The sequence below is a fragment of the Paenibacillus lemnae genome (assembly GCF_012933385.1).
Taxonomy (GTDB): Bacteria; Bacillota; Bacilli; order Paenibacillales; family Paenibacillaceae; genus Paenibacillus_AQ; species Paenibacillus_AQ lemnae.
In genome coordinates this window covers 122421-142276 of sequence record NZ_JABBPN010000012.1, presented here as the reverse complement: position 1 = coordinate 142276, position 19856 = coordinate 122421, and the positions used below count along the sequence as shown (strand labels likewise).

The 19856-nt window shown below is 47.6% G+C and carries 13 protein-coding genes and 2 pseudogenes; 1 reads left to right on the top strand and 14 read right to left on the bottom strand.

From position 1 onward, the window contains the following. The 10 genes and pseudogenes from HII30_RS13860 to HII30_RS13820 form a co-directional block, all read right to left on the bottom strand. A partial coding sequence (locus tag HII30_RS13860) for an RHS repeat domain-containing protein (RefSeq protein WP_169505627.1) occupies positions 1–3550 on the bottom strand: 3550 nt, incomplete at its 3' end. Positions 3551–3932: 382 nt separating this feature from the next. Further along, positions 3933–5408, bottom strand: coding sequence for an RHS repeat protein (locus HII30_RS13855; RefSeq protein ID WP_169505626.1), 1476 nt, complete (start codon positions 5406–5408; stop codon positions 3933–3935). 199 nt (positions 5409–5607) lie between these two features. Continuing rightward, positions 5608–5742 carry a DUF2080 family transposase-associated protein gene (locus HII30_RS22010; RefSeq protein WP_425495996.1) on the bottom strand — a complete coding sequence of 45 codons (135 nt, stop codon included), beginning with the start codon at positions 5740–5742 and terminating at the stop codon, positions 5608–5610. Further along, positions 5702–5968: pseudogene (locus HII30_RS13850) on the bottom strand (sigma factor); the annotation flags it as partial. The gene HII30_RS22010 and the pseudogene HII30_RS13850, both read right to left, overlap by 41 nt. Before the next feature lie 14 nt (positions 5969–5982). Further along, complete coding sequence (locus HII30_RS13845) at positions 5983–6588, bottom strand: ATPase (protein ID WP_169505624.1); 606 nt, start codon at positions 6586–6588, stop codon at positions 5983–5985. Next, positions 6581–6757 (bottom strand): hypothetical protein, encoded by a 177-nt coding sequence (locus tag HII30_RS13840; protein WP_169505623.1) that lies wholly within the window; start codon positions 6755–6757, stop codon positions 6581–6583. The genes HII30_RS13845 and HII30_RS13840 overlap by 8 nt, the downstream gene beginning before the upstream one ends. Positions 6758–6851: 94 nt before the next feature. Beyond that, a pseudogene (locus HII30_RS21650) lies at positions 6852–7274 on the bottom strand (hypothetical protein); the annotation flags it as partial. Next, positions 7271–8263, bottom strand: coding sequence for a tRNA dihydrouridine synthase (locus HII30_RS13830; protein WP_169505637.1), 993 nt, complete (start codon positions 8261–8263; stop codon positions 7271–7273). The pseudogene HII30_RS21650 and the gene HII30_RS13830, both read right to left, overlap by 4 nt. A 263-nt stretch (positions 8264–8526) precedes the next feature. Continuing rightward, on the bottom strand, positions 8527–9228 hold the full coding sequence (gene sigK / locus HII30_RS13825) for an RNA polymerase sporulation sigma factor SigK (protein WP_169505622.1): 702 nt from the start codon (positions 9226–9228) through the stop codon (positions 8527–8529). A 140-nt stretch (positions 9229–9368) separates the two neighbouring features. Then, the gene (locus HII30_RS13820) at positions 9369–9830 is read right to left on the bottom strand and encodes a hypothetical protein (protein ID WP_169505621.1); all 462 of its coding nucleotides are present in this window, start codon (positions 9828–9830) and stop codon (positions 9369–9371) included. A gap of 249 nt (positions 9831–10079) precedes the next feature. Between HII30_RS13820 and HII30_RS13815 the strand changes: the two genes are divergently transcribed. Further along, positions 10080–10610 carry a type 1 glutamine amidotransferase domain-containing protein gene (locus HII30_RS13815; protein WP_169505620.1) on the top strand — a complete coding sequence of 177 codons (531 nt, stop codon included), beginning with the start codon at positions 10080–10082 and terminating at the stop codon, positions 10608–10610. A 135-nt stretch (positions 10611–10745) separates the two neighbouring features. On the opposite strand, the gene HII30_RS13810 is transcribed toward HII30_RS13815, so the two are convergent. From HII30_RS13810 to HII30_RS13795, 4 genes are all read right to left on the bottom strand, one after another. After that, complete coding sequence (locus tag HII30_RS13810) at positions 10746–11627, bottom strand: tetratricopeptide repeat protein (protein ID WP_169505619.1); 882 nt, start codon at positions 11625–11627, stop codon at positions 10746–10748. 18 nt (positions 11628–11645) lie between these two features. After that, positions 11646–12590, bottom strand: coding sequence for an ATP-binding protein (locus tag HII30_RS13805; protein WP_169505618.1), 945 nt, complete (start codon positions 12588–12590; stop codon positions 11646–11648). A 201-nt stretch (positions 12591–12791) separates the two neighbouring features. Continuing rightward, the gene (locus HII30_RS13800; RefSeq protein ID WP_169505617.1) at positions 12792–14621 is read right to left on the bottom strand and encodes a hypothetical protein; all 1830 of its coding nucleotides are present in this window, start codon (positions 14619–14621) and stop codon (positions 12792–12794) included. Between the two features lie 407 nt (positions 14622–15028). Next, entirely contained in the window at positions 15029–19777 is a 4749-nt protein-coding gene (locus HII30_RS13795; RefSeq protein ID WP_169505616.1) for an S-layer homology domain-containing protein, read from the bottom strand. Between the last annotated feature and the right edge of the window lie 79 nt (positions 19778–19856).

Sequence of the window (19856 nt, the reverse complement as noted above, 5' to 3'; positions counted from 1 at the left end):
TCTCTGTTCCAGCTTCCTGATCGCTTTCTGGAAGCGGGCTGCCCCAAATATCATAGGCATATTCACTTAGCAGCGTTCCGTCTGCCTGTCTCAGTGCGGTGATGTCGCCGTGTCCATTTTGCAGATAGTACGCTTTGCCCTCGGCATCTTCCCGGTAAATGAGCTGCGCACCGCGCACATAGCGGGCTTTAAAGGTCACCTGCCCGGCATGGACGCTGCCTTCTGCCACTATGTTCATTCCATCGTAATAATAACACGTCGTGGTGGCAACTCCGCTTACAGTCTCTGTCCGCTCGGTCATCAGGCCATCGCCGTTGTACCTGTACGTGACCTCGGCTCCTCCGCGCTGGACGGTGCTCAGCTGCTCGGCATCATCATAGGTGTATTCCACATTGTCCGTATGCGGGGACTGGATACTGGACTGCAGGGTCAGGCGGTTGCCCTTGGCATCGTAGGTATAGATCTCGCTGCCTTCCGTGCTGGTTAGAATACGGTTCAATGCATCGTAAGTGAATTCACCGTTGGTCGTTCCCTCACTCCGACTGATAATATTATCGTTATCATCATACCCGTATTCATAGGTTTCGGTAAATGCGGGTCCCGATTGGGTCAGCGTGCTCAGACGGCCAAATCCATCCCGAAGATAGGTGGTCATTAGCTGTCCGTTAGCCAGCTTGGTCTGGTACAGCTGTGATGATTTTTTATAATTCGGATCTGTAGTGTCCAGGTTATCCCGATAGATATATTCCGCTTCCAGGCTGCCGCCCGTCCGCACCTCTTTGAGCTGGTTATCCTGGTTGTATATATAGGTGGCAGTGACCCCGAACGGATCCTTCATGGTTTTGCGCAGACCGTTCTTATAATAGGTGTACTCCAGCGTCTTTCCGTCCGGATAAGTAACCTTTTGCAAAAGATTGTCGTTCTGGTACACATACTGCGTCGTTCCGGTTTCATCCGTCATCGATTTACGCAGACCGTTCTTATAATACGTAAAGCTGCCGTTCTTGTCTCCACTGCTCCAGGATCGAAGACGATTTCGTTCATCAAACTGATTCAGGACCGACTTCGCGTTTCGAGTTGTCCCTCCCGTGATGTTGTGGTTGTCGTCATAGGTATACATCTCCGTGCCCAGCACCGAGTCCTGCTTGGATAACCGACGGCCCAGTTCATCATAGGTATAGGCTATATTGGAGAGGTCCGGAAATACCTTGGATGTCAGGCTGCCCAGCTTGTTATATTGATACGTGGTCTGAAGCTGCTGCTCATCAACGGATTGGGTCACATTTTGCAGACGGTGCAGTCCGTTTGCAGTAAAGCTTGTTACGCTTCCGTTTCCATCGGTGGTTTGGGCAGCAAACGGATCGCCGTTCACTTCATACGCTGTACCATGGCTAATGGTACTGCCGGTACTGCCATCCTCTCGCTTCATTTCTGTTTCCCGCCCAATGGCGTCGGTTGTCGTCGTGATTTTCTCACCGTAGTCTGTGGTGGTGGTTGCTTGTTCCATCATAGCATTATAAGCAAACCCCAGTACTCTTCCTTCAGCTGACGTCTCGGATTTCAGATCGCCGTTGGCATGATATTCATAATAGGTTTTGTGTCCTTCCCCATCCTGGATATAATCCAGCTCGCCAAGGTCATTGTAATGATTGGTTTCTATAGGATAGAAGCCGTCTTCTTGCTGAAGCTGAATCTGATACGGCCTGCCTATTCCGTCATAGATCTGCTTCGTCTGACGTCCTTCCTCATCACTATGCTGCATAATCATCGTTTGATCAATCGTATCGTACGTATAGCTGTAAGTGCTGGAGCTTGAAGCCGCTTCATTCTGTAATCTTGGATGTGTAATTTTAGTCAAACGCCCTACAGGATCATACTCATAGCTTTGACCTGCATCTTCTGGTGCTCCCTTCTGGACGGCATTGCCGTCATAATAACGGGTTACACGGCCGGTTGGGAGATCGTATTCATATCGCTCCTCTATCACTTTATCGGTGCCGTTCTGTGTAACGTGCTGCTTGATTTTGGTTGGGTAAGCATGCTTGACCGCTGGTGCATATTCAATCTCTGTATGCTGAACCTTGCCATCCTCAAGCGCTAAAGATATATCTGTTGCATTTCCAAAATTATCGTACTGATAAGAAGTTTCCAGCTGCGCAATTTGTCCATTGTCGTCCTTGTAGTTTCTAGTCTCCATGTTGATCTGTGGATACTGCGAATCCTCTGTATAAGCAATATCGTCCACAGTAATACCTGAAACCAATGTTTTCTGGCTGATGAGCAGGCCAGGATACTGCGTGGAGTACGTATACTGACGGGTATGTCCAGCCGGATTGGCAGAACTCAGTACGTTACCATATGTATCGTACATATAGGTAAAGGTTTTGGCTGCGGCTTGCGGAGGATTTACCGTATAATCCGTATTGGATTCCGTGACAGACAGCGCGAGTTTACTAGCCGGATCATATGTAGTATCGATTTCCTGCTTGTACTCTCCGTCCTTCTCCCTAACGGAATGAATAATCTGATGGTCGGCGTTAAGCGTGTAGCTTCCTGCAATTTTTTCCACACGCTCAATATGAGTTGGATCGTTAGGATTGCTGATAGAACGCCATTTCACGATAGAACTTTGGACAGATGGGTCCGAAAAGTCCGTGGTATCGGAATAATCGTAAGCAATGACATTCTTCTTCTTATAGATACTTTCCCGAATCTCTTCATATCTTTTAGCCACACGGTAGTATTGAAGTGTACCGCTGCTGCCAAGCCGTTTTACAGCAGGCTCTGACGTATATTCGTACACAGACCGGGCTTCTGTGGGATATTGAACTTCAATCAAGTCATAATATGTGGTTTTGATTTCCGGTTCAGAGTCTGAAGTATCGTAATCAAAGCGCCCTATATTTTTCCTGTAACTATAAGCAACCGTTTCCTGATTCTCATTCATGACAGAAGTTAAAGCCCGCTTCTTGTTCGTGTTGGTGATGAGACGCTTGTTGTACGTATAGGATTTGCCGGGTGCATAAGTGATCACCACGGATTCCGGCGTGTACTCAAACGTAATTTCACGATTTAAAGTGTCAATGATCTTATCAATCTGTGGAAAAGACTGTTGTTCGTTGACTTCTTGATTCGTATATTGGACCAGAATGACGTTGTCATACACATCCTTGGTTCCAATCCATTGGCCCGTGGCGTTGAAATACACTCCGGTTCCCATCGTATCACTTAACATGTAAGCAGCCTGCTCACTAACCTCTGCTCCTGAGGCATCCTGCGTGGTCAACAACTCGGATGATGGACCAAAGGTTACGTCCTGCAGTGTGTAACCAACCAGTCCCTCACCTCCATCAGCGATGGGGTAAACCGTGCCGTCCCCAAAATGGAGGTAACTCATTGTTTCCCGCTGTTCAATGGATGGGAATGCCCAGGACCAGCCGATTCCCAGATTAGATGTTTTCTCATGGTACGTATAGTATTCGTTCTCATTTGAATAAACGACATCACCTGAATTATCTGTAGATGGCGCAGCGCTTGGCTCCCAAATCATAGAACTACTGCTTTGATAGATTCTTTGTATCGTGAGATCCAGATTATTTCTGCCTGGAAGAGAAAAATCTGTCTCTACTCTCCGGAGAGTACCGGATACCTCAGATATTTGTTCTCCTTCATGTACACCAGATTATGGTGTGTTCCCTGCTATTTCATAGATGGAATACGGAATGTCAGATGGTACTGTGACTAATGCCAGCTCCTCTTCTGCTGCGTATGCTAGTGGAGTCGAGATAGGAATCAGCAGTAAGCTGATCGTCAGCCATATATTTATAAACTTTATGATGCTTTTTTTCACGGATTATTCTCCTCATTTCTATGGAATAAAGCCTAGTACTTGACTTTAGTTGAGATTATGAATCATGTTGTTTATGCACTGTTTATTGAACCGGCAGGAATTCCCTTTGGATCAAATTACCGCTGGAATCATAGGTGAACCGGATTCGGTCGCCGGTTGGGAAGTCGATAAACTGCAGCCTGTTTTGTTCGTCATAGGAATAAGTAAAGAGCATAGCTGCCTGCATCACGCTTTGAACGTCCGGCATTCCCTCGGTGTAGTAGATTTGCAGCATCGGTCTTAATGAGAGATCTGCTTCATCTGCGGAGGAGAGAGAAATAAATTCATTCTGTTCATTTAACTGCAGCTTCAGTCCGTAATTATCAAATTCTCCCGATAGCCAGCCAGTTACCAGATCTTTTTCTAATTTAATGGTCTGGAGTCCCGTGTCGGAAAGTGCTTGTTGTCCATAAGCATGCTCCGCATCAACTTCATAGAGCTGGCTTCCAGCATCAGAATGTAACGCCACTGGCTCTATATTGCGTAGAACGTGCAGTTCGCTTACTGCACTCAAATCCAATACATTGAATGACAGCGATGTTCCCAGAATGTCAACTTCTTTCGGCAGCATGGATAGATCAAACTGCATAGAGGTGCTATGATCGCCTGACTCTTGTGAATACGAGGACCAGCTAACTTTGCTATGTAGCGTAACAGGGTAAACTAGGCCATTTTTATCGTATGAGATTTCCAGAATACTGGAGTCTTCTTCCTGTATCACTTTATGGATGGCTTGTCTGGACTGACCGCTAGCATCCTGCACCCAGGCTTGACCCAGCCTCAGTGCTCCAGATTCAAATAGTTCTACACTGTCTTTAAGTTCAAAATTGAATTGAGACGGTGCTTGGTCAGATTTTAAATGTAAGGATTGCACAACTCCACTCGGAGTTAAATTCACATCCACATCTGTATCTGTCCAGACTTGTTTAAATCCTGCTTTTTCTTTACTCAGCATGCTGTTCTCTACTTCAGCAGGGATCGTATTTAAGGGGAGAAACGAAACTATGCTGCCATTATGGCCGAGTGTAAATCCTTTTTGAAATGATTTATGTATATCTATGCTGTAAGGAACTGTTTGTGAGGTATATATCACTTCTTGTTGTTCAAAAGGAATATCGAGGGATGTTTGTGGAGTAACTTCTTGGGGTGGTGTTGATTCCTTATAAACGCTGTCAGACACAGTTGGAAGAATCTTTTCTTCAAAATCGAGTACAATATCCTGGTAAACTCCTTCCTTGTCTTGATAATGCAGAGGAGTCAGCGAAATAACTTCTTTGTAACTGCCGTCACTCAAAAGATATCTTTTACTGTTTAGTGTGCGCTTACTGATCTCTTCTTTCTCAATTTGTGGTAGTTCCTCTTTCGCTGGCCTCTTTGCTTCTGAAACCGAGGGTGCTGGCAAAGTAGCGGCAAGCAGGTTAGACTCCGTCTTCGCCGATACTTCATAAGGCAAGCTAGCTGTGCTTGTCACTGCAAGCACCAGGGTTGCTAATACCTTAAGATGTTTTCTTTGTTGCATTTGATCAATCCTCCGTACTGGTCGTTTTGCCCTAAAAAAACCTCCCTGACTTTAAAACTAAAAAAACGGTTCTAAAAGACTACGAATAAGTGATTTATATCAGGACATAGTGTGTACTTAACTAATTCTGGAGATCTCAATCAAAAATAATTATTGTTAACCAGGTATATTAGATCATTCTTGCTCATCCCGCACATTCTCAGTACCGTATGAATGCGAAAAAAGCAGAGGTTCCCCTCTGCTTCACGTTGGCATGGTAGCTCTCAACTATGTGCTTACTTACCGCCCATCTTGCCTTCCTTATCCATTCCAATGGGGTCGTGCAAAGATACATCCTTTCGGGTTTTCATTAAACTGCGCAGATGCATCAGGATTTCATTCTCAATACACCGGGCTGTAAAGGTCGCAAGCTTCGTGCCTTTCCCGGTCCGGAAGCTTTCTATGGCTTTAATTAAGCCGATCGTGCCTATGGATATCAGGTCTTCCAGGTCTTCGCCGGTGTTGTCAAACTTCTTGACATTATGGACACAACCTGATGTAAAAAAAACGATTACAGTCAATAGACTTAATCGGTCTAATCCTCTAAGTTATTTCGCTCTACGAGCGCTCGCTCAATCATTTCCACCCAATCCGGCAATTCTGGTGTATACTGCTTTATTTGCATCCAATCAGCTTCCATTACAATTTCTCCAGCGGCACCACTATTATCAATAACAATTAAATGATTAATGAGTGCTAAATTGTGGAGTAAATTGTTTATAGAAGTTAGTTGTCGACGCAGTATATCTGCAGTTTCAATATGATGACCACCATTTCGAACACGCGCAGCCACGCGCTCAATGTTAAGGCGAACATCACCAAGTCCTACATAAAACATAATGATTTCAAAACCATTCGCTTTCGCCTCACGCATTTGACGGATTACATTGCCTCCTGCAAGTGTTGTCTCAACCGTAAAATCTCGTCTTTGATGAATACATTCTCTTGTGAGCTTAATCGCTTCTTTTCCAGCCGAGACTTTTCGACTCTCAGGGTTTTCAATATCGATACCTCGTGCTAACGCATCAGGATCAATATTTACGCTCACACCTAGTTTATCAATGATAAGATTTCGAATCGTACTCTTTCCGCTGCCATTATTTCCTGCAAACACAAACATGGTAGCCAAGGGATCATTCATGTTGGAAATCCTGATCGTTCATTCGAACAATTTCGCCATTGCTGTATTCTTTTACAAATGCACCATCCCTGGTTTTATAAACGATGTAGGTGTCATTTGCTTTTGCATCCAGTTTTGCACGGTCCCCTGTCAGTTTAATCAACTTACCTAGGTCATGTGTACGATTCATTCTTGGCTCAGCCCTCCAATGCAAAACATATATTCGAATTATACCATAGCAGCAATCATGCATGCAGACTGAAAAAACCGGCATCGCCGGCTTCTCATAACTTCGGGATCCTTAGCTCCTTCTCTATCTCCCGCTTCGTCCGCTCATCGCCGCCGTGCACCAATCCAAATCTGCCAATCGCAACTTCCTTCTCACGGTCATCCAATATGTATAAATTTTACATATAATACTCTTCTCGATCTTGAGCTGCACTTACAAAGTTTTCGCAGAAAACTACTTCGGAAGCATACGCTTAGCCACGTCATGGACTGTCGTCCCGAGGATGTCGATGAGCATAATCTCTTTCCCCTCTCTATCCGTGCCGATAGGATCGTGCAAGGATACGTCCTTACGCGTTTTCTTCAAGCTGCGAAGATACATAAGTATTTCGTTCTCCATACAACGGGCGGCGCAGGTCGTAAGCCTGGTGCCTTTGCCCGTTTGCTTTGATCAGACCGATGGTCCCGATTGGGATTATTTAACACTATCATTAGTAAAGTTTTGTAGCACTTGACGTACTTCATCTGTTGACTTCGTTTGCATGAGCTCATTTTTCATCTCATCTGCCTTATCAAATCCATTAATATATATCTTGAAAAAACGAAGTAAATGAACAAATGGTCTCGGCTCTAGTTCTGTTGCATATTTATCATATAAATCAATGTGGTAGTTTAATAACTCTATTTTTTCGTCTCTGCTATGCTCTCTAGGTGTTTTTTCAAAAGCAAATGGATCTTTAAATATACCTCTACCGATCATAACTCCATCAAATCCATATTGTTCTGCCAGCATTAAGCCCGTTTTTCGATCAGCTATATCTCCATTTATCGTTAATAATGTATGGGGTGCAATCTGATCACGAAGCTGTTTAATTTCAGGAATAAGCTCCCAATGCGCAGCCACCTTGCTCATTTCTTTCTTGGTTCGTAGATGAATAGAAAGATTTGCAATATCTTGTCGCAATATATGTGATAACCACTCACGCCACTCATCAACATGTGTATAGCCAAGTCTAGTTTTTACACTTACAGGTAATCCACCTGCTTTAGTAGCTTGTATAATATCTGCTGCAAGCTTAGGCTGTAAGATCAGTCCGCTACCCTTAGCTTTAGCTGCGACGTTATGAGCAGGACAGCCCATATTAATATCAATGCCTTTAAACCCAAGCTTAGCTAACCCTATGCTCATTTCCCTATAATGATCAGGGTTATTTCCCCAAATATGTGCTACCATAGGCTGTTCATCTTCTGTAAAGTATAATCTCCCACGTTCACTATATATAGCATCTGGATTACAGTAACCTTCAGTACTTGTAAACTCAGTGAAAAAAACATCAGGTTTACCCGCTTTACTCACAACATGACGAAACACAACATTAGTTACATCTTCCATAGGAGCAAGTACAAAAAACGGTTTAGGTAATTCCCCCCAAAAATTTTCAGTCAACTTCAATTCCATTCCTCTCATCAGCATACGATAACCGCTAAAACAAACAATATTATAACATATTTTCATCATACAAAATGATTACGTTTGCCGTGTTTGCCGGCAGCCAATGGCCTGAACACTATACTATTCATCAGCCAACCAAACACGCTCTACATGTGTCTAGTATGTAACATGAAAAAACCAAACGACATCTCTGCCGTTTGGTTTCATTTTTTGAAGCTATATCGACTGGTACGTATATTACGAACGGTATTCTGTGTGCTGGAGTGCTGGGGCTATTATCACTTCTTCGCTTTATAAAATTCATGATACAGCTTCATGAGCGCACGCTTCTCAATCCGGGATACATAACTCCTGCTGATCCCCAGTTCTTTAGCAATCTCCCGCTGCGTTCTTTCCTCGCCCCCATGCTCCAGACCAAAGCGCCCGATCACAACTTCCTTCTCCCGGTCATCCAGGATATCGAGGTTGCGGTAGATTTTGCTCTTCTCAATCTTTAACTGCACCTTATCCACGATATCATCGGCCTCTGTTCCGAGGATATCGATCAGCGTAATCTCGTTGCCTTCCTTATCCGTTCCAATGGGGTCATGCAGGGATACATCTTTTCGGGTTTTCTTCAAGCTGCGCAAGTGCATCAGGATTTCGTTTTCAATACACCGGGCCGCAAAGGTCGCCAGCTTCGTGCCTTTCCCGGTCCGGAAGCTTTCAATGGCTTTGATCAAGCCGATCGTGCCTATGGATATCAGGTCTTCCAGGTCTTCGCCGGTGTTGTCAAACTTCTTGACAATGTGCGCCACCAGCCGAAGATTATGTTCGATGAGCTTGTTGCGCGAGTTGGCATCACCTTCCGCCATCAGCTGCAGATGCTTTGCTTCCTCTTCTTCGGTCAATGGCTGCGGAAAGGCATTGTTCTTCACATACGACACTAACAGGCTTAACTCTTTAATGAATAAAGCTATTGCGGTGAACAGTCCAGGCACAGGGGACACCTCCTGAAGAATACAATGCAACCGGCCTCTTGCCGCGCTCGGTTTTCAGTCTGTTCATTGTATGTAGGCCTCCGCCTATTCGTGCCTGTACGGTGGAATATAAAAAATGATCCCTGCAGCGCAGGAATCATTTACAGCTTCGTTTTAACGCCTGCCAGCTTAACGTTCAACTGCGCCTTGACTGGATAACCTTGACCCGGACTTATACTGACCACGTGATTCCCCATTGCCCAAGGACTGGATGCAAGTTTGTAACCCTGCTGGCCAGGCGCTACTTTAAACTGCATTTTTACAACTCCTGTTTCTGTACCTTTAGTAACAGTCACCGTAATTGTATCCTTTCCATTGTTTTTCACCCATACCTTAACCCAGCCGTAATGGGCTGGAATGCTGAAGGCTGGTACAATGGCTGAAGGGTTTCCATAAACAACAAGAACGTCTTTGTTCGGGCTGCCCTGTGCGTAAGGTTTGATAATGCCTGATTCTGGAGTTGGAGTAGAGTTATTTTGAGTAGCTGCAGCGATAGGCAATACGTTAAAGATTGCTGCGACAGCCATAAGTAAAGACATCATCGTCTTCATTACACGATTCATAGCGCCCTCCTGTATTGGTTAAATACTACAAATATATTTACTATTGCTATTTTAGTATGATTTACATTTAATGTAAACCACTTTCTCTTATGGACGTCGTAAGTAGATCTTAGGTCTGCTTCATCCGCACTCTACAAGCTTCTCCCCCCTCACTGCTTGAAAACACGCTCACACGGGTAAAAAAAAGCATGAACTGCCCTATACTGACGCAAACTGTTAGTGGGTTAAATTTGGAAGGAGTGAACAGGTATGACGGAGGCAAAAAAGATCGCATTTCTGCTTGCAGATGATTTCGAAGATTCGGAAATGAAAAATCCATATGAAGCCATGATCAAGCACGGACATGAAGGTGTCATTATCAGCTTGAAAAAAGATGATGAACTTAAGGGTAAAAAAGGCACGGTGGCTTATACATCTCATCTGGCGGCTCAGGATGCCAAGGCTTCTGATTATGCTGCTGTGATTATACCTGGCGGTAAATCGCCTTCACATCTGATGAATGACAAAGATGTCCAGGCATTTGTCAAGGAAGCGGATTCCGCGGGAATCACCATTTCAGCCATCTGCCATGGTCCGCAGATTTTGGCGGCAGCCGGTTTGCTCAATGGACGGACGCTAACCTCGTATCCAGGTATTCAGGATGAGGTGAAGGATGCGGGAGGCAGCTTCGTAGATCAGGAAGTGGTTACGGACGGTAACCTGATTACATCACGCACCCCGGATGATGAGCCTGCCTTCATTCAGGCCACGATTGACCGGCTTGGCTCGAACGCCTGGTAAGGCCTGTACGTAAAAGTCACTTTATCAAAGCATCAAAATTAGCACAAAAACGCTGGATTTCGGTGAACAACCGGAAATCCAGCGTTTTTGTATAGTCATTGTTGAACAGCAGCAAACAATCCCGGCTGCCGCGAGTCACACTTTACGGCGAAACATGGACCGCCAGCCAAACACCTTCCAGCGGACCAGCAGAGCAGATATCCAGTGGGAACATACATAGAGAATAATAAACAGAATAATAAGCGGCTTGAACAGGGCCCACATAACAAACCAGCTGACAAAGATTTGCCAGGGTTTCATTTTACGTATGGAGGCTGGCAGCAGGAGCAGACGGTAAAACCAGTATTGCTTCTGCAGGCTTTGAAGATATAATTCGCGATTTTCGCTGGATTCCGGGTCAAGGCGAACCGCATTTTCCATATATTGAATCTGCTTCTTATGCTCACCACGTGCATCAGCGGCCAATCCCAGATTCAGAAACGTCGTATCCCGCTCAGGATCAGCGGCCAGCGCGGCTTTCTCTGCTGCCACCGATTCTTCGAACCTGCCTAAGTTAGCGAGCAGGTAGCTGTAAGATGACAGGTATAGCGAATGCTCAGGGGAGAGAGCAAGCGCCCGCTGGATCTCCTCCTCTGCCTCTTTTAGCTTCCCCTTGCTATGGTAATAGTTAAATAATAAGTAATGGTAATGCGGCTCATCCGGATCAATGCGTCTGGCTTCCTTTACAGCGCTCAGGAATCTGCGGTCGTCCTCTGCAGCATAAAATGCGAACACTCTGACAAACCATGCCTGGCTATTCTCGGGATCCCGGCGAAGGGATTCCTGTGACCAGTGCAGTGCCTTCTTGTATTCGCCCATTCGTGAGTACACGCGGGACAACACCGCGTAAGCATTCGGATTTTCGGGATCACGCTTCAGCCAGTCCTCCGCCTCTTCAATCGCTTCAGGGAACCGGCGCCAGTCCATGAGTTTGAATATCCGGTCATATGACATACTGTTGCTTTCTTGAATGCTCAAGTGCAGGCGCACCTCCCGTTATTTAATTCGGTGGGTTTTAATGTACTCCAGTACATTCTCGTAATCCCGGTTCACATCACTGAAGGTAGCATAATTCTTCGCGGTCGAAAACCAGTCCAATGTCGTCGCCTTTCGGCCGCTGATACTTCGCTTCATATCTTTATCTGTAATAGGCTGAATGCTGCCGCTCTCCAGTGAGCGTTCAAGTGCCTGCTCTATAGCATCACGCACAATCTGCTCCAGGTCCGCTCCGGAGAAATGCGGCGTCGCCTCCGCCCACTTGGCAAGATTCAGCTGCTCCTGCGGTTTGCCATCGGTCTTCAGACGCAGAATCAACTCCCTCTCCGGCGCTTCCGGCGGCGGTACAAAGAACAAATGATTAAAGCGTCCGGGTCTGCGCAGCGCAGAATCGAGATACCAGGGCGTATTGGTAGCGCCAATAACGAGCACCTCGTGGTTATAAGACTGCATTCCGTCCAGTTCCGTCAACAGCTGGTTGACCAACATACGGTCATGATGCTGACGCATGGCGTTACGGCTTCCGCCGATCGCATCCAGCTCATCAATAAAGATGACGCAGGGCTTTTCTGAACGCGCTTTTTCAAAAAAATCATGCAGATTATGCTCACTCTGTCCGGCATACATGGACAAAATAGCCTGCAGCTCAACATGCAGAAAATTGGCGTTAATCTCCCCGGCAATCGCTTTAGCCAGGAATGTTTTACCGCATCCGGGCGGACCGTACAGAAGCATGCTGCCCCCGGCGTTTTTGCCGAACGCTTGGAACATCTCGGGCTGCTGCAGCGGTAGAATGAAGTTCATTCGAATCTTCTTCTTCAGACCTTCCATGCCCCCGACATCCTGAAATGTAACATTAGGCATTTCGGTTTCCACGAGGCCGTCCCGATCTTTCTGAAAGGTGATTACTTTAAGATTTTTCCTCCGGTTTTGATCATCTGACATATCGCTCAGGTCATCCCTTTCTGGCTTTAGTAGGTTTATATTACCAGAATTACAGTTTATCTCCTATAGCACAAAAGTATTAAACAAATTGATTCACAAAGAAACGTACCGAACGCATGAACGAAAAGGAAAGAAAGGCGGAAGAGAAGCTCCACGGGAGCTGCCTTCCACCTTTCTCGCTTGATGAAGTGAATCATTCATTTATGGCCTTGCGTCCCGCCAATACTCATAGGCATGCACCAGGTTTCCACGGAAGGAGGATGACTGCTGCAGATGCTTCTGCACGGTCGCCAGCTCCTGTTCCATAAAGGCAGCCCCTTCTTCATAAAATGTAATATGTCCGCCTTCATGGCTTTCTTTGATTTCCACGGAAATCAGCATCGGCTTGCCCAGCCTTTCAGCAATGGCCAGCTCTTCGCGGGTCACGCTCAGAATGCCGTTAGAGCCCTCGGCCCGGTCCCGGAACGCCATCAGCGATACATGGTCCATCCGATCAATCATCCACTCACTCACCGATATCCCTTCTCCTGGCACGGGATGCTTGTCCAGCCACACCGCCATGTCCATACTGGCTTTAAGACTGGAGTCCGCCTTCAGCTCGCGAACGAAAGCATCGATATTAGACGTCCATTGTGTAATAACATTTTGGCTGTCTGCACTCCATTCCGGAAGTACATACGGCTCGATGTCCAGATGAATTCCATGAAAACGTTCATCTCCCTCGACAACACGATTATAATCCTTTACATAGTTCACCAGCTTCAGCATACGGTCCCTGTTTTCTTGCAGAGCCCAAATTGGATGGCCCCCAAGGGCATGCACCTCAATGCCAGCCGATGAAGCTTCCTTCATAAAAGAACGGTAGGCACTGAACGGCTGCTGAAGATCGAGACGAACGTATAAGAAATTCAGGTTTTTTTCCTTTGCAAAATCAAGAATTTCCCTGCTGTTGTGGATCACCTCTTCCGCTCTCCAGATATAGGTTCCCCGAATCGACTCACTTCGCGTAACCGGATCAGCATCCGGAACACGTTCTCCAGGGACCGGATCAGGATCTGGTACGGGATCCGGGGCTGGATCAGTACCCGGGTCGGGAGCAGGCTGAACGTCCGGATCCGGGAGCCCCTCAGCCGGTCCTTCCGTCCCGGTCTGCGACATGTTCTCCCAATACCGAAAATCATGAACGGCCAGTCCTGCAAAAGAAGAATGAGCACGCAGCGTCCCTGACAAATTCTCCAGTGTCTGATTCATTTGCTGTCTACCGAGACTGTAAAAAGTCGTATGCTCTTCACCCGGCATTTCCTTGGTGTTCACAGCGATCCGCACTTTCGTTCCCAAGCGGTCTCCCAGCTCAAGCTCCTGCTTCGTAAGGTACAGGATGCCGTGCTCGGTTTCCGCCTGATTCCGGTAAGCCATCACCGTGACATGATCAAAGGAAGACATCAGCCACGCATTGAGATTCCCTCCATCCGGCAGAGTGAACTCATCAAGCCAGAAAGGGATATCTATACCAAGTTCAACACCTGTTCCAGAAGCCCTGTCCAAAAAGGCCTGCAGATTCTCTCTCCAGGAGGCAATCACCTCGCCCTGTGCCGTTTCCCACTGTGGAAGGACATACGGCTCGATATCGAGGTGGATACCATCAAAGCTCCCTTCAGGGGATGCTCCTTCGTTATATGAGGTCACCCACTCCGCCAGCCCGATCATATCGCCCTGATATTTCGTCAGTGCCCATCGGGGATCGCCTCCAAGCGCATGGATGTGGATCTCATTCCTATGGGCCTCCTGTATAAAATCATTGTAAATACCTGCCGGGATTTCCCGATCAATCTGCAGATATATAAGATTTATGCCTTCCTGCTCGGCAAAACTAAGCAGACGCTCGCCTCCATCCCGGATCAGCTCGGTCTGCCACACCCAGGTTGCCTTGCCTTCGGCACTCTGTGCATATGCGGGCAGCTGAACGCACGCCAGCAGCAGAACCGCAGCCAGCAGCGTGCAGGTTAGCCTCCGGCATCGTTGTTTCTTCATCATGTCCCTCCGTTCTATTGTGCGTAATGCTCAGTACACAGGCAGTAAACGGGGTAATTATAGCATTGTTAGCCAGCAAAAAGATGAGCCCATGTTCTTAAAGACAGAGCTCATCCTGGACTAGCTAAAAAGGGGTATCCACAAAAGGAACTAGATAGCCGTGCACCCGCCTTCCTTAATAAGGAAGGCGGGTGCATGTAATAGTGATTTATAGGACTCCCAAGCAGGAACATAGTTCGGTTCGTGAGCATAAGCCCCATCATTTTTCTAATCTAATGGATTCATGAGGCTCTTTCAGTCCCAGGTGATCATCCACCTTACAAAACTGCTTTCCTCACTCTATTGCTTGCCTGCAATCTTAAATCTATGCCTAATGTCCCTCAAGCGGCCGTCAATGGTACGGTTGATCAGTCCATGTAACCAACGAGCTGAAGCATACGTTTCAGGACGACTGCAGCTTCTGCCCGCGTAGAAGGCGCTCCAGGCTCGAAATATCCCGAGGGACGGCCCTGCATTAACCCCGCTTCCACAGCGGCAGAGACAGCAGACCTCGACCAGGAAGCAATCTCTTTCTCATCCTGAAGGTGATCAAGCACCTTCATATCTCCAGAGTATATATTGCTTTTGCCTGCGAAATTCAGCGCCCTTAGAAGCAGGACACACATTTGCTCACGGGTAATGATTTCATTCGGCCGGAACTCATCGCCAGGGTAACCCTGGATCAGCCCGGCTGCAGCAGCCGATGCTGCTGCAGAAGCATACCAGCTGCCTGCATCTACGTCGTTAAATCCCGATAATCCAGCCAGGTTAGTATCAATCCCCAGGGCTTTAACCAGCAGGGAGGTGAATTCAGCCCGGTTAATAGAACGATTGGGAGTAAATGAGTTCTCTCCTGTACCTGCTATTAAACCCTTAGCGGCAAGCTCACGAATGGAAGCAGCCGCCCAGTGCTGCTCCGAATCTGCGAAAGTGACGCTCCGCTGGGCTGCAATGTAGGTTCCCTCGTTCCATATTCTCATACGGATGGCACCTTTACCGTTATTATTACTTATAAGTACCGGTACATAAGACAGTTTGCCCGCCGGACTGACTTTAAAGGCAGCAAGCTGTTTGGAATTAAAAACACTTTCTGCAGGAAGAACCAGCTCCGCTCCCCTTCCATCAAGCTGGAGATCTTCCGCTATGTTTCCATTTCCGGACCAGTTGATCTTAACACTTACTGGTGCAGCCGCCACCCGTCCGCCTTGAGCTAGAATCTGATTTTGCACGGAGGCTGCTTCATTGCCTGAAAGCTCCGACAAGGTGAACACGAAAAACTCATCTGTCCCGGCTGAATTCACTCCCGTTCTTAGGGATGCCACGGAGATTTCTAAATTACCTTTCTTTGTAATGAGAACCAGTATGGTGGAGGGATGGCGCTTCAGCACTTCATTTAAGCCGGCTGATGGCCACTTAACGATGATGGAATCTGCATCATCCCTAATTTCATATACAAGCCGCGGCGCTTTGCCTCCGTTGAGTATCTCTGCGAGATCCTTCAGCATGCCTTCTGTCAAAATTTCAGCCGTTAGGATGGTGCTTCCGTTCACAGCGGCTTCCTTTACAACCTTTATGCTTCCCTCAGCTCCGCTGCTTCCTGCACCGGTTCCGCCAGGGTTGCCGGGGTTACCCGGATTGCCGGGATTCCCTGGGTTGCCTGGGTTGCCTGGATTACCGTGCCCCGGGTCGCCTCCCCCGTCTCCGGTAGTCCGTGTCATTTCGATCAGCCTGCTGTTTGTTTTCATCTCATCCACATACACATCGATCATAATGCTGTTGGCTCCTGGCGATAGCTTGATTTCGCCTGCAAAATCACCATCAGCCTGAACCTGTGCCGGCTGTCCATTGAATCGAACCTGTACATTCGTTCCTGCACCCAGAACCTCCACATGACCTTCGACGGTCACTCGGTTAGCAGCAACCTGCTTGCCTTCATCATCCAGAAGTCCGCTCAGCAAAGATGCCCGTACCTGATCCCCATCGTTATAAGCGTTAGCAACCTGCTGCCTTTTCGTCCTTGTTCCTGAAGGATCAAGCGCCGAAATAACGAACCCGTCCTGAGGAATAACGCTGTTATTTTCCTCCGGTGCTCCCCAGCTCCAGCGGATCGCCTGATCCCGGTTCACGACATCTTCTACCTGTCCTGCTGCATTCACCACCACTTCAACGCCAAACCGGTTGCTGCCCGTGGAGTAGCCGAATGAATCGGTCATGACATTGATATTGCCCTCCACCCGGTTCACATTGTGGAAATCACCTTCCATAAATTGTTCCGGCTTGCCCGGCAGACTCATGCCCAGCTGATAGTCCTTCACCCACTCTTTATCCTGCAGGGCTGCGGTAATAATCGGCCAGTTAACCTGGGATGCATCAAACAGCATCAACCCGTTCGTGCTGCTCAGGCCTGCCTGGAACACCTCGCGCTGCATGGCCGGTGTCTGGACATTGTTTAAAGCAATTCCCGCATAAAGCGGAAGTTCTCCGTTCGTGACAATATTGCCAAGCGTAATATATTTCTTCACTTCACTGCTCGTGGTCTGATAAGCGCCGATCATCAGGAAGTCCAGGTATTCAATATATCCTGTTTCGTAATATTCGGGCGTATATATGGATTCATCCGGGAGATTCAGACGCTGATCAAAGCGGAAGTTCTTACTACCCCAGTTCACGCCGTTTAAATAGTACGTTTCATACCATGAACCTACATAAGAAGAGACCTGAATGTTTCTACCTTTGACCGTCTCATAGCCGTCCACCAGATCTTTTACTTCGGCAAAAAAGCTCTGGATCGTCTTTGAGCGGAACTCCCACCAATCCTGAATCAAAGGCCCGTATACGCGAACAGATTGGTCGTAGTAAAACACAACCTCCGGCCAATTCACCAGCTGCTTGTCTCTTGCTGCCAGGAACTGTTCAAACTTCACACGTGTTTCTTCACTGAAATCAGCGCCTTCGTTATCATAGCGTCCCCGATCATGCACGACGCCGTCCACATCATAATTTTTAATAATCTCTTCAAAGGTTTTGAGCTGATAATCCCTGACCTCGTCATTCGCTGGATTCACGAAAGCGACCAAGCCCTGTTTCGCATTTTCACGCAGACGTTTGATTTCCCCGTTATTCTCGGCAAAATACACCCGTTCCTCCCAATCGAGGTGGTCATTCAGCACCGCAAATTCCTGGTGAGCGATAGACCCTTCTGCAAAATCATTGATGGAGGCATGTATGCTTAACCCCAGTGCATGACCGTGCGTGATGAACTCCTCCAGCAGATCCAGATCCGGGCTTGCGCCGGCTTTTTGAGGTGCTTTGATTTCACTGACGTATGGACGTCCGGTCAGATCATTCTTCTTATAAGAAACAAACCCCTCCACACCCTTCACATCCAGAATCACGGAAGTCACTCCCGCTGCCTTAGCCTGATCCAGAAAATTCTTTACATCCTCGCTGCTCTGGAATTTGCGGGCATTGGCCGCCTGGTCTACCCACAGAATTACGTCTTTGCCGGAGGATAGCCCCTGCTGGTAAAAGACAGCCAGACTCTGACGGTCCTGCTCCACTCCCCGCTTTTGTATGATGGCATCACCATAGTTGATTCCCGGCTGCAGCATGAGCGTATAGCTGAATCTTCCGTCCTCATTAAAGAGAACTTCCACATCGTTCACCTTTAGCGTATAGGCAGCAGGGTCATCCATATTTTCGATGAGTCCTGTTACCACAGTTTGGGGCTCTGTCACTGTGTACATGGACGCATTGTCCAGCTTAAGTCTTGCTACCGCACCATTCCCGCTTTGAAGCTCTCTCACAGGAACAACCTCGCCATTTTTCCGCAGCTTGATGAAATCACCGACTTTAAATTTCTCCGCGAGAAAACGTTTGATATCATTGCCGGCATAGCTGTTGTCATGGGCCATCAGCACATAACCGTCTTCAGGAATTTCGAGCTCAGTCGGTCCAGTCCATACAGGCGGCTTACCATTAATAGACGGATTCACGACCTGGGTAACCCGGCTGCTTGCATCGACAGCTGCCGCTACATTAAATTGAGGCACAATGAGGCTTTCCCCGTAATCTCGTGAGAAGAGAGCAATGATGTTAGAAATGCCCGTCACATCCTGATCGATGACATCCAATTTCTTGCGGGGCCCTTCTACGCCGATCGTAATATCCAGTGGAGCCGCCTCCACTTCAATATAATCAGCTCCGGCTCCTTCAGCATCGTATACGGCATTCAACTGCACAACGGCCAGCTCGTTCTGTCCTTCCCACAGCTTAACGACAACGGTATTGAGACCCGGGTTGAGGTAAACGTTCTGCCTGAAGCTGCCGCTGGCGCTAATATTCACTTCTGTATTATCGATTGTAATTCGCATATCTTGATCCTCCGTAACATTGTTAACATAGCCGGACACCTCCAGCAGCGGGATGTATACGACCGAATCCGGCGGCGTGTTCAAAATCAATTCAGGCGGCAGCTCGGGATCCGGCTCGGGCTGAGGCTCAGGCTCAGAATCCGGCGGTGGCCCTGGTTCTGTGCTCGGGTTCCCCGGCGGCAGCTCTCCAGGCAGGATTTCCGTTCCGTTATACATTAGCTTAACGGTACTTCCTGCAGCAAAATGATCATGCAGCGGCTTCCGATATCCTTGATCGTCCCAGGCTGCATCTTTAGCCAGGACGATATAGCCGCCCTCCGGAATGGGAACCGTGGCAGCCGGATTCCAGACACTTCCCTCCTCATCGGCAGGGCCGTGCTTTTGGCTCACCATACCACCCGAATCCACGATAATGGCCACTTCCTGCTCACGAACCAGCACATCGTTATCATAGACATCATCGGTTACCCTGGCGCCATGACTAAATACCGCCAGATAACCTTCCTTTTGCTGCAGTTCCTCTTCTGGAGGGTTGATGTCCGTAAAGGACAGGCTGAAGCCATCCTGCTGTGATACCAGCATGTAGGAATCATGAGGGCTCGAAGAGTCCGCCGCAGATGCCATTTCTCCTCCCTCAGGGCGCTCAGCCGCAAACCCTGAAGTTCCAAAACCGAATACAGCAGATGAGATCATAAGAGCAGCACTCAGCATGGAGGCCAGCCGCCTCCGCAAAATCTTGTTCATTACATTCAGACCACCTTTCGAATAAGGGGATAGGCTCCATGAGACGATTTCTCAAGCCTTGAATAGGGAGGAAAAAGCA